This is a genomic window from Planococcus sp. RAB007_Raresut (assembly GCF_057369535.1).
The window spans coordinates 251,602-264,029 of the sequence record NZ_JBXYIF010000001.1; the positions used below are offsets into that span (position 1 = coordinate 251,602).

9 protein-coding genes are annotated in these 12,428 nt (G+C 46.5%); all 9 read right to left on the bottom strand.

Features of this window, described 5'->3' with window-relative positions; translation table 11 throughout:
- Positions 1 to 12: 12 nt before the first annotated feature.
- The 9 genes from miaA to AC2Q9J_RS01320 all read right to left on the bottom strand — a co-directional run bounded on the left by miaA (position 13) and on the right by AC2Q9J_RS01320 (position 12,407).
- Positions 13 to 960 carry a tRNA (adenosine(37)-N6)-dimethylallyltransferase MiaA gene (gene miaA, locus AC2Q9J_RS01280; protein ID WP_499036633.1) on the bottom strand — a complete coding sequence of 316 codons (948 nt, stop codon included), beginning with the start codon at positions 958 to 960 and terminating at the stop codon, positions 13 to 15.
- Positions 953 to 1,873: an alpha/beta fold hydrolase gene (locus AC2Q9J_RS01285; RefSeq protein WP_499036635.1), complete on the bottom strand. Its 921-nt coding sequence runs from the start codon at positions 1,871 to 1,873 to the stop codon at positions 953 to 955. The genes miaA and AC2Q9J_RS01285 overlap by 8 nt, the downstream gene beginning before the upstream one ends.
- A complete protein-coding gene (locus AC2Q9J_RS01290; protein ID WP_499036637.1) occupies positions 1,870 to 3,534 on the bottom strand; it encodes a glycerol-3-phosphate dehydrogenase/oxidase in 1,665 nt (554 codons plus the stop codon). The genes AC2Q9J_RS01285 and AC2Q9J_RS01290 overlap by 4 nt, the downstream gene beginning before the upstream one ends.
- Positions 3,535 to 3,546: 12 nt before the next feature.
- A complete protein-coding gene (gene glpK, locus AC2Q9J_RS01295) occupies positions 3,547 to 5,040 on the bottom strand; it encodes a glycerol kinase GlpK (protein WP_499036639.1) in 1,494 nt (497 codons plus the stop codon).
- 15 nt (positions 5,041 to 5,055) lie between these two features.
- On the bottom strand, positions 5,056 to 6,867 hold the full coding sequence (mutL, locus tag AC2Q9J_RS01300; RefSeq protein ID WP_499036641.1) for a DNA mismatch repair endonuclease MutL: 1,812 nt from the start codon (positions 6,865 to 6,867) through the stop codon (positions 5,056 to 5,058).
- 4 nt (positions 6,868 to 6,871) lie between these two features.
- On the bottom strand, positions 6,872 to 9,397 hold the full coding sequence (gene mutS / locus AC2Q9J_RS01305) for a DNA mismatch repair protein MutS (RefSeq protein ID WP_499036643.1): 2,526 nt from the start codon (positions 9,395 to 9,397) through the stop codon (positions 6,872 to 6,874).
- 126 nt (positions 9,398 to 9,523) lie between these two features.
- Positions 9,524 to 9,961 (bottom strand): YlbF/YmcA family competence regulator, encoded by a 438-nt coding sequence (locus AC2Q9J_RS01310; protein WP_499036645.1) that lies wholly within the window; start codon positions 9,959 to 9,961, stop codon positions 9,524 to 9,526.
- Positions 9,962 to 11,509 carry a tRNA (N6-isopentenyl adenosine(37)-C2)-methylthiotransferase MiaB gene (miaB, locus tag AC2Q9J_RS01315; protein ID WP_499036647.1) on the bottom strand — a complete coding sequence of 516 codons (1,548 nt, stop codon included), beginning with the start codon at positions 11,507 to 11,509 and terminating at the stop codon, positions 9,962 to 9,964. It lies immediately after the preceding gene.
- A 100-nt stretch (positions 11,510 to 11,609) separates the two neighbouring features.
- Positions 11,610 to 12,407, bottom strand: coding sequence for a TIGR00282 family metallophosphoesterase (locus tag AC2Q9J_RS01320; protein ID WP_499036649.1), 798 nt, complete (start codon positions 12,405 to 12,407; stop codon positions 11,610 to 11,612).
- Positions 12,408 to 12,428 lie beyond the last annotated feature (21 nt).

Below are 12,428 nucleotides of genomic sequence, written 5' to 3' on the forward strand. Positions count from 1 at the left end.
CCCCTATTTCCCCTATTCTGGTTTTTGTTCACCAATTAACTCAATTCGACGTCCACGATTGTTTTCCTGCATGATTTGTCGAATGTTTTCAATATTATCCCCTAAGTCACTCCGGCCGTCAATCCAGAATACCGGAAGTTTATTGCGAAAGTATGTCAGTTGCCGTTTCGCGTAGTTGCGGGAATTCTTTTTCAATAACTCGATTGCTCTTTCAAATTCCACTTTTCCGTCCAGATAAGCGTATATTTCTTTGTAGCCGATTGCCTGTATAGATTGAACATCTTTGATTCCCCGTTCGCGCAGGGCTTTGACTTCCTCTATCAAGCCTTCCTCCATCATTCCATCAACTCTTCTGTCGATCCGCTCATATAAGAGTGGCCTCGGCATATCGATGCCCACAATCAATTCATTGTACATCGGCTTCAGCGCCAATGTCCGGTCAACTTTTTGTTCGCTGCCAAGAATGATTTCCAGCGCACGAATCACCCGCCGGGTATTGTTTGGATGAATATCGATTTCAGGATCCAGCTCAAGCAGCTTGTCATGCATGTGTTCCGGACCGAATTTCTCCAGCTCCGCGTAGAGTCTATTCCTTAGCTTTTCATCCACCTGCGATTCGGAAAAACGGTAATCGAATAAAACTGCCTGAATATACAAGCCTGTGCCTCCGACGATAATCGGCAATTTACCGGTTTGTTGTATTTCTAAAATTTTATCACGCACCAGCTGCTGATATTCAGCAACTGAAAACGGCTCTTCCGGATCTTTAATATCCAGCAAGTGGTGAGGCACTCCCGCCATTTCTTCCTCTTTCACTTTTGCGGTGCCAATCGACATGTCCCGGTAAATCTGCATGGAATCCCCATTGATGATTTCACCGTTAAAAGCTTTAGCAAGCTCAATGCCAAGTGCGGTTTTTCCGGACGCCGTCGGACCGACGATGGCCATTACATCAATCATGAACAGCCATCCAATCAGCAAACACATTAAAATAACGCTTCTTATCCACTTCATGGAGAAGTTCATGGCGTGCTTCTTCCCCTAAATAGACCTGCACTTCCTGAATGCCTGCTTTTTTATATTGTTCAGCTGCAGCGAACAGGTCTTTTCCTTTATGCCCCACCGGATCATTTGAGCCGCTGATTAACAGAATCGGCAAATCATGACGGATTTTAGCGATTTCCTCTTTTTTATTGATCAGCAGCATTCCTTTAAATAAATCGGCGAAAAACTGATTGGTGGAAACAAATCCACTCATCGGATCGGCTTCGTACTTCGCGACTTCAGATGAATCACTGCTAAGCCAGGCAAAAGCTGAGCCTTCATCTTTGAAATCCTTGATGAAAGGACCAAATACAAGCGAACCGATCGTCTTGCTCTTTTCGTCTTTGCCGTTCAGTTTGCCATTCAGCCTTGCCAGAAGAATCCCCAATTTCCCAGCAACGCCTGGATTTCCGCCTGTGCCGGAGAAAACAGCACGGGAAACTTTATCGCTGTGCAGCTGGACATAGCGTCGCCCGACAAATGAACCCATACTGTGTCCAAGAAGTACAAGCGGCATGTCATCGATTTGATGCTGGATTTCTGTAATAACTTCATCGACATCTTCCACCACTCGATTGAAGCCATCTTCTTTCGCGAAGAAACCTTCCACCCCATTCCTTTCCGCCGTGCGTCCGTGCCCTCTTTGATCATGGCCCGATACAATAAATCCGCGATTTGTCAAAAACCGGATGAATTCTTCATAGCGGGCTATATGTTCCGCCATTCCATGAATAATATGGACGTGGGCTGTCGGATTTTCCGGAACATATACTTCATAATAAATTTCATGTTTATCCGAAGCTCTTATAAAATTTTTTGTGATCTTCACTGCGGCATTCCCCTTCCAAAGCGGGTAGCTTTATCGATTTCGTCGAGCAGCTCCTTGCGGTATTGCTCTTTTTGCTCCTCACTGTAATTCAAATGCTTGCCCATATAGTCCAAAACCTGTTCCTTATATTTCATCACATCGGCTATATGAAAATAAAGATCTCCAGTACGCCTGATGAAGAAATCAGCCGGTGTCATGGCCATTTCGTCTTCCATAGCATAAGAGACGACTGCCGCCAAAACATCCGGCAGACCATCCCTATGCGGTTCTGCTGACCGGTTCCAATAATGTTCGAATACTTTCCCGGCATTTGTTCCGAAGAATTGCGCAAACATCCGTCCCTCTTCCGGTGCCAGTCCAAATTGTTCAGATTGAAGCGCCATTGAACTAACAAATCGAGGGTAGTTTTTGGAACCCCCAAAATCACCGCCGGACAGCGGTAATTTTTTGGTGACCGATTTACCATATTTTTTCTGGCCGTCTTTTTCCAATGATTTTATTACCCGATCTGTGATGGCTTCAGCCATTTTCCGGTAACCGGTCAGTTTGCCGCCAGCGATTGAAATCAACCCATTTTCCGATTCCCACACTTCATCTTTCCGGGATATTTCCGATGGGTCCTTGCCTTCCTCGTAAATCAGCGGTCTTACCCCCGCCCATGTCGATTCCACATCGGAATGCTCAAGACGGGACGAGGGGAACATGTGGCTGATCGCTTTTAACAGGTACGCCACATCTTCTTCCGAAGCCGAAGCCTCTGAAGGATTTCCTTCATAAAATGTATCCGTCGTGCCAATATAGGCTTTGTCGTCCCTTGGAATCGCAAATATCATACGGCCATCGGGTGCATCAAAATAAACCGGCTGGCGCAGTGGAAATGTTCTGCGGTCGACGACAATATGAACGCCTTTTGTCAAACGGATCTGCTTTTGGGCAGCTGTTGAATCGATGTCACGTATATCATCCACCCACGGACCGGCGGCATTGACTACTTTTCTCGCTTCGATTTGCACTTTAGTTCCGTTAACAGTATCTAATGCTTCCACTCCGGAAACCTTGCCATTTTTATAGCAGAAATCCTCCGCTTTTACATAGTTCAGACATAGAGCACCCAGTTCATCGGCTTTTTTCAGGATCTCCAATGTGAGCCGCGCATCATCTGTGCGGTATTCCACGTAATATCCTCCACCTTGAAGCCCTTCACTTTTAAGGAGAGGCTCTTTTTCCAAGGCCTCATCGGCTGACAGCATCTTGCGGCGCTCCCCTTTTTTGACGCCCGCCAGGTAATCGTAAACCCGCAGTGCGACTGAAGTGGTCAATGGCCCGAAAGTGCCTCCTTTATGAAATGGCAAAAGCATCCACTGCGGTTCTGTAACATGTACCGCATTTTCATAGACAACTTCACGCTCCCTGCCGACATCACGCACCATTTTCACTTCAAATTGCTTCAGGTAGCGAAGCCCGCCATGGATTAATTTAGTGGATCTGCTTGATGTGCCTGATGCGAAATCATTCTTTTCGATCAATGCAACCGATAAACCGCGCGACACAGCATCCAGTGCGATTCCCGCTCCCGTAATACCGCCGCCGATTACCACCAAGTCGAATTGATAAGTACGCAGCTGTTCAAGTTTTTGCTGTCGAAGTTTGGCTGAAAACATTTAATACACCCCTTATCTACTAAACTCCCGGGTAGCGGCTACCGCCTTTTTCCACCCTTTGTATAGATCGTTTCTGTTTTCTTCTTCCATTTTCGGCTTATATACTTTCTGCGTCGAATCCAGCTCTTTAATATCGTTTAAATCTTCCCAAAAGCCTGTCGCTAGGCCAGCAAGATATGCTGTACCAAGCGCAGTGGTTTCATTAAGCCGTGCAAGTTCCACATTTTTTTGCAGAACATCACTTTGGAATTGCATCAAAAAGTCATTGGAAACCGCACCGCCGTCAGCTCGGAGCATTTGGATCTCTATTCCTGAATCCTGTTCCATACAATCGAGCACATCCTTCGTCTGATAGGCGAGCGATTCCAAAGTCGCACGGATGAAATGTTCTTTCTCTGTACCCCTTGTCAATCCAAAAACGGCTCCGCGGGCTTCGGAATCCCAATAAGGCGTCCCCATGCCGACAAAAGCAGGAACTATATATACCCCGTCGGTTGATGGCACCCTTTTTGCATATGCCTCCGAATCCGCAGCGTTTTTCAGCATGCGCATACCGTCCCGCAGCCATTGAATAGCAGAACCGGCGACGAACACACTGCCTTCAAGCGCATAGACCACTTTACCGTCCAGTCCCCATGCAATAGTCGTCAACAGCCCATTGGCAGACTTTACCGCTTCTTCTCCTGTATTCATCAGCATAAAACAGCCAGTGCCATATGTATTTTTGGCCATTCCTTTTTCTACGCAGTGCTGGCCGAAAAGCGCGGCTTGCTGATCACCTGCGATGCCTGCAATCGGCACTTTCTGTCCGAAGAAAACGCTGGGATCTGTTTCACCGTAAATTTCAGAAGACGATTTCACTTCCGGCAGCATCTCCATGGGAATACCGAGTTTTTCGCATATTTCCTCATCCCATTTTAAATCGAAGATATTATAGAGCAAAGTTCTTGAAGCGTTTGAATAATCGGTTACATGCACTTTGCCGTCTGTCATCTTCCAGATCAGCCACGTATCGATTGTGCCAAACAGCAAATCACCCTGTTCGGCTGCTTCTCGTGCGCCTTCCACATTATCGAGTATCCATTTAACTTTCGTTCCCGAAAAATACGGATCAAGCAACAGCCCCGTTTTTTCACGGAACCATTCCTCTAGCCCTTCATTTTTCAAACCATCAATAATTGATTGCGTCTGGCGCGACTGCCAGACAATCGCAGGGTAGACCGGCTGGCCGGTGTTTTTATTCCATACCACAGTCGTTTCCCTTTGATTTGTGATGCCGATGCCTGAAATCTGGGTCTGTAAAATCCCGCTTTCGGTCAATGCAGCGGCAAGGACCGATAAGACCGTCCCCCAAATCTCATTGGCATTGTGCTCGACCCAGCCTGGCTTAGGATAGGATTGCTTGAATTCTTTTTGCGAACTGTGGACCAATTCCCCCTGCTTGTTGAAAAGAATCGCTCGCGAGCTGGTCGTCCCTTGATCAATGGATAGGATATAGCTTTCCAAAACAGCATACCTCCTCTAATTCATAACTCTTTTGAACATCTTTTCGACATCATAAGTTCTGAAATGGATGATTACCGGACGCCCATGCGGACATGTAAAAGGCTGTTCCGCATTCTTCAAATCTGCCAGCAATTGTTCCATGTCTTGTTTTTGAAGATAATGATTCGCTTTTATCGACCTTTTGCAGCTCATCATAATGGCTGCTTCTTCGCGCAGTTTCTTGACGTCCGCGCGGTTTCCCCTCAATACCTGTTCAATCAGTTCTTCGACAATTTCCTGTTCAAAACCTTTCGGAAACCATGTCGGGTGCTCACGCACAATAAAAGTTGAATCACCGAAAACTTCTAAAAAGACACCTGTTTCTGCAAGGCTGTCCAGATTATCCTGCAGTCTCAGCGCTTCATCCCGGCTGTAATGGAATGTCAGCGGCAACAGCAATGACTGCCTTTCCATCGCATCCGCCTGTCCGACTCTTTCACGAAAATATTCATACTTGATACGTTCCTGTGCAGCGTGCTGGTCAATCAGATAAAAGCCATCTGAACTTTGAGCCACGATATAAGTGCCGTGAATCTGGCCGACCACTTCCAATTCAGGAAATTGCGGACTTTCTTCTATTCCCTCAACTTCATGGGAATATTCCTTTTGCGCGGCAATCTGCTGTGGAAATTCTTCCCTTTCCGTCGCCAGTGTATTATCGATTACTGGTTCGGGTTTATTGAAGACCGGTTTTTCAACTGGTCTATGTTCATTCACTGTTGTGGAAGTCTTCCAAAGATCCATCTGCATTGAAGGAGCAGAAACCTGTTTTTTCGGTTTCGGTTCATCGATGACAGGTGCCCGCACCGCAGTGCTCACAGCACGACGGATAGTCTGATAAATAAGTTCCATCAATTCTTTTTCCTTGCTGAGGCGTATCTGCTGTTTCGCCGGATGGACGTTAACATCCGTTAAATAGGGATCCCCTTCAATATTCAGTACGGTTATCGGCTGGCGTTCCAGCGGCAGGAATGTATGGTAGGCCCGGTGGACAGTCGTAGCGATTGCATAATGTTTTACCCACCGCCCATTCACGAATAAAGAAATGTAATTTTTATTGGCACGTGTGATTTCCGGCAAAGATGTATAGCCGGAAATTTTATAATCCTGAGATTCCCCTTCAAATGGAATCATCTTTTTCGCGATGGCTACCCCGTAGATATCCGCCAAGACCCGGCGAATCTCTCCGCTGCCGGAAGTCTGCAGGATCGTTTTGCCGTCGTGTACCAATTTAAATGCGACTGACGGGTAGCTGAGTGCAAAACGGTTCATCAGATCAATTGTATGCCCGAGTTCCGTCTGCAGGGTTTTCATGTATTTGAGACGCGCTGGAGTATTGAAAAATAATTGTTCAATTTTTATATCAGTTCCCTGACGGAGGGCATTTGGCCGGCTTTCAATCATTCGTCCGCCTTCTAAGTGGACATAAGTTCCGTCCGCACCGTCGGAAGTCTGCAATGTCACTTTTGATACTGAGGCAATACTCGCAAGGGCCTCTCCGCGGAACCCAAGGGTCCGGATCCGGAACAGGTCATGCTCATTTGCAATTTTGCTGGTGGCATGACGGGAAAAAGACAGTAAAGCATCTTCACTGTCCATTCCCGCTCCGTTATCGATTATGTGTATCGATGTCAGTCCTGCTTCTTCAAGGAGGACCTCTACCGCATTGCTGCCGGCATCGATGGCGTTTTCCACCAATTCCTTAACTACTGAAGTCGGCCGTTCAACAACTTCACCCGCAGCAATCTTATTTGATAAGGGTTCATCCATCAATCGGATTTTTCCCATAGAATCACTCCTTCCGGCTTAGCTTTAATTGCAGATCATTAATCATCTGCAAGGCTTCAAGCGGGGTCATCGTAGATATTTTAGCGTCTGCGATGGCTTGAACCACTTCTTCAGAATCTGTATCGCGTTCATCAAAAAATGATAATTGTTCGATATGCTGTGTCTGCTGCTTCTTCTCTGCTTCAAAATTCTTCAGCAATTCGCGGGCACGCATGAGGATTTGCTGCGGCAGATTGGCCAGTTCCGCTACATGTATGCCGTAACTTTTATCCGCCGGCCCTTGTTTTACTTTATGAAGAAAGACAACTTTTCCGGATTGCTCCATCGCGGCGACATGTACATTATTCAAGCGTTCAAGTGATTGGTCAAGCGCAGTCAACTCGTGATAATGCGTTGAAAACAATGTGTTCGCTCCGATGTTTTTATGGATGTATTCAATCATTGATTGTGCCAGTGCCATGCCATCGTAAGTGGAAGTGCCCCGGCCGATTTCATCGAACAGCAACAGGCTTCGTTCTGTCGCATGGGTAATGGCGTATTGGGATTCGAGCATCTCGACCATGAATGTACTTTGACCTGAAACAAGATCATCCGCCGCTCCTATACGTGTGAAAATCTGATCAACGATCGGCAATTTCGCGGACTCCGCCGGCACATAACTGCCGACTTGTGCAAGTACGATCGTCAACGCCACCTGGCGCATATATGTACTTTTACCCGACATATTTGGACCGGTGATCAGGAGCATATTACTGTCTTCAGTCATTACGCAATCATTAGGCACATAATGCTGCCTGTTCAGCATCTTCTCCACAACCGGATGCCGGCCTTCAAGAATTTGGATTTCACGGCTGTCGGTAAACTCAGGCTTGGTAAAGCGGTATTTTTCCGCAACATCCGCAAAGCTGAGAAAAACATCAAGCGCACTGAGAGATGAAGCAAGTTGCTGTATACGGGAAATATATTGTTTCACTTCATCACGGATCACTGTAAACAAACGGTATTCAAGGTCCAGACTTTCTTCTTCGGCTGTCAGGATCAAGGTTTCCTTCTCTTTTAATTCTGGAGTGATATAGCGTTCGGCATTCGCTAATGTCTGTTTGCGTTCATAACGTTCCAAATCGGCCAGATGCATATTGGCCTTTGAAATTTCGATATAATAGCCAAAAATACGATTGTATCCGATTTTCAAGGATTTGATGCCTGTTTTCTGGCGCTCCTGCTGTTCCAGCTGCGCAATCCAGTCTTTGCCGTTCCGGGAGGCATCCCGGAATTCATCCAATTGCTTATTGAAGCCTTCACGGATGACACCGCCTTCTTTCGCTGACAACGGCGGGTTGTCACTGATCGCTTCAAGCAGTTCACAAACTTCGCCGCAGCGATCCAGTTTTTCGGCAAATTCAATCAGATGCACATTGCCGGATCCGTTTAGTTCATCAATGATTGCCGGTACTTTCTCAAGTGAACTTCTCAATTGCGCAAGATCTCGGCCGCTGGCGCTGCCAAATGCTACGCGGCCGCTCAGCCGCTCCAGGTCATAAACTTCCTTCAGCGCATTCTGCAGCTCGACACGGGTAAAATAATGTTCGATAAGCGATTCGACCATCTGCTGGCGCAGTTCGATGCGGCTTCTGTTGGCCAGTGGCTGGTGCAGCCATTGTTTCAACTTGCGGCTCCCCATTGCCGTGACCGTTTCATCCAGCAGCCATAGCAGTGTTCCTTTCGTTTCGCCGCCGCGGATTGATTGGAGCAACTCCAGATTCCGCTTCGAATGGAAATCGATGCTGAGCAATTGCCCCTCTTCGCTGTATACAAAAGGCTGAATGTGTTCAAGCGATTGTTTTTGGGTGCGGGCAATATACGTCAGCAAAAGATGGCTGCTGCCTGTAAGATCCGACGGGCAGTCCTTCACAAGGGATGTATCCAGTTCATACATAAATTCCATCGGTTCGATGGATAACAGCAGCTCCTGTGCATCCTCATTCAGCAACAGAAACAGTGAATCCGATACTACCAATTCACGGATCCCAAGTGACTGCAATTCTTGAAGCAATGCTTTTCCCTGGTCCATTATATATGTGGCTGTCGATTCGCCTGTTGAGATGTCTATATAGGACAATGAAAAACCGCCCGGCAATTCCTCGGCTGCAGCGATAAAATGATTCGACTTCGAATCCACACTCTTGCCTTCCGTGTGGGTGCCGGGTGTTATAAGCCTGACTACTTCACGTTTGACGACACCTTTGGTTAATTTCGGATCTTCCACTTGCTCACAGATAGCCACTTTATGGCCTTTAGCAATCAATTGATCTATGTAATTTTTCGCTGCGTGATGCGGTACGCCGCACATTGGAATGCGTTCATCCCCATTGCCGCCCCGGCTCGTCAACGTGATTTCGAGCAATTGGGAAGCCTGCAAAGCGTCATCAAAAAACATTTCATAAAAATCGCCAAGCCGGAAAAAAAGGAATGCGTCCTGATAATCCGCTTTTACTTGTAGATATTGCTGCATCATTGGTGTGGTTGCCATTTTAAAACCTCTTTCGGAATCAATTCTTCGTTTCTCCATTATAGCAAAAATAAGAGAATAAAAGAAAAAACCGAAAGAGCATTCAGCTCTTCCAGTTTTTCCTATATCGCTTTTCAATTAAATTGTTTATGAACAGCTGCTGCCGCCTTTGTTAGCATCTGCTTTCACTTTTGATCCTGTTTCACCGCGCAGCAGGTCACCTTCTGTATCAGTGATGATATTGTTCGTCACCTGGTTGGCGATTGCAGTCGATACCATTTGAAGCAATGAATTGACGTCGCTTTGAGATTGTTTGAATTCCTGGACAATCGGCACAGAATCAATTTCTTCTTCAATTTTTTGGATTTTTCCTTCAATCAATGCCAGGGCGCGTTCTTTGCCGTAATGCTGGAAATTGACCGCTTGTTTCTGAAGGCTTTTCAGACTTGCGATTTTTTCGCGGATCTGCTGGTTTTCATTGATCTGTGCTTCCGCACGCTTGAAAAAATCCACTTCTTCGGTTTCGGCGATCATGTCCGCCACTTCACGCGCTTTTGCTACGATTTCATCTTTTGAATAAGTCATCTATTGGACACCCACTTCTTGGCCGGCGGCAACTTCAATCAGTTCTCCGTTCAGCGACCATGTTTTAGTTTCAGTTATCTTCACTTTGACGAGTTGGCCGACGATCGTCTTCGGCCCGGCAAAATTGACCAGTTTGTTTTTTGCTGTGTAACCGGATAAGACATCGGGATTTTTCTTGCTTTCCCCTTCAACCAGCACTTCCACCACTTGCCCCTGGTAAGACTGCATAGCGGCCAGCGCCTGCTCCTTGACCAGCTCATTGAGACGCTGCAGGCGTTCTTTTTTCACTTCCATCGGAATATTGTCCTCCATCTTCGCAGCCGGAGTCCCTTCACGCGGAGAATAAATATAAGTGAACGCCATCTCGTACCCGATTTCCCGGAATAACGACATCGTCTCCTCGAACTGTTCATCGGTTTCATTTGGAAAGCCGACAATTATATCGGTTGTTAATGACACTGTCGGAATTGCAGTCCGTATTTTTCGGACCAATTCGATATATTGTTCCCGCGTATACTTGCGGGCCATAATCTTCAGCATACCCGTCGAACCTGATTGTACAGGTAAATGGATATGGTCGACAAGATTTCCGCCTCGAGCCAGCACTTCAATCAGATGATCGTCAAAATCACGTGGATGGCTCGTGGTGAAGCGTATGCGCGGAATATCAATCTTGCGCAATTCTTCCATCAAGTCACCCAGCCGGTATTCGAGGTCTTCAAAGTCTTTGCCATATGCATTGACGTTCTGCCCCAGCAATGTAACTTCCTTATATCCTTGCGCAGCCAAATGGCGCACTTCCTGGATAATATCCTCCGGCCGCCTGGAGCGTTCCTTGCCTCTCGTATAAGGCACGATGCAATACGTACAGAACTTATCACAGCCATACATGATATTGACCCATGCTTTGATATTGCCTTTGCGCACTTTCGGCAGATTCTCGATGACGTCCCCTTCTTTGGACCAGACATCCACGACAATCTCTTTTGATTTGTAGGCATTATCCAGAATTTCCGGAAGACGATGGATATTATGGGTCCCAAAAATCATATCGACTTGATCGTAAGTTTTCAGGATTTTATTGACCACTGATTCTTCCTGCGACATGCAGCCGCAAACACCGATCAACAAATCGGGATTTTCGAGTTTTAAAGGCTTGAAATGGCCAAGTTCGCCGAACACCTTATTTTCCGCATTTTCCCTGATGGCACAAGTGTTCAGCAGGATGATATTCGCATCCTTCACCGAGTCGGTGATTTCGTAGCCCAGTTCCATCAGAATACCGGCGATTACCTCGGTATCATGCTCATTCATCTGGCAGCCGTATGTGCGGATGTAGAATTTGCGGCCGCGGCCCATGTTTTCAAAAAGTGGATCGATCGCAAAGTTATCTACATAGGATACCTGCTCTTTTCCTCGCTTTTTTGCGTCTTTCAATGAAGGCGCGGTATAGACATTTTGAAAGTATTGGCTGTAATCCTTTTCGGATTTTCTTCCCGAACCGGAAGCCGATATTTGGCTTGAAAGTAAACGCTGGTCTTCATTCATGGAAAAACCCCTTTCAATCATACCGCTATTATACTGAAATCAAAGACAATCCTACAACCCGATTGGAGGAATTGTCGGAGAATCGTCACCAACTGGCAATTTAACCACGGAATGGGTAATCTTCATTGATGTAAATCCGTTCGCAGGATATGGCTTTGCCTGTTTCATCATCAATTTCTGTGAAAAAACCGCTGACCACAGACCGCCCGCGTTTTGGCACTTCAAAACGGGTCGGCATATTGGTCTTAAATCGGTAAAGCACCGAATCTTTGCTCATCCCAAGAACTTCGTCATAGGGCCCGGTCATCCCGACATCCGAGATATAGGCAGTGCCGCCCGGCAGGATACGTGAATCCGCTGTTTGGACATGCGTATGTGTACCGACCACTACAGATGCCCGGCCATCAAGATGCCAGCCCATCGCAATTTTTTCACTCGTTGCTTCCGCATGAAAATCTACGAATACAAGTGGTGAAACAGCTTTAGCTTCTGCCAGAAGTTCGTCCGCTTTGTGGAATGGATCGTCGTGCGGCGGAAGGAATACACGGCCGTGTAAATTGATCACTGACAGCGTTTTGCCGTTTTTCGTCAAGGTTGCCATTCCGCGTCCAGGGGCTTCCGGCGAGAAATTCGCAGGGCGGATCAAGTAATCCACTTCATCAATAAAATCAAAAATCTCTTTTTGGTCCCAAGTATGATTGCCCATCGTTACCATATCAACGCCCATGAAGAGGAGATCTTGATAAATTGCTTTTGTGATCCCTCTGCCTGCAGCAGCGTTTTCGCCATTCGCAATTACTGCGTCTGGCTTATATTTCTTTTTCAGTCGCGGCAAATACGATTCCAATGCATCACGTCCAATAGACCCTACAATATCTCCAATAAATAAAACTTTCATGCTCTCACCTTTTTCCATAAG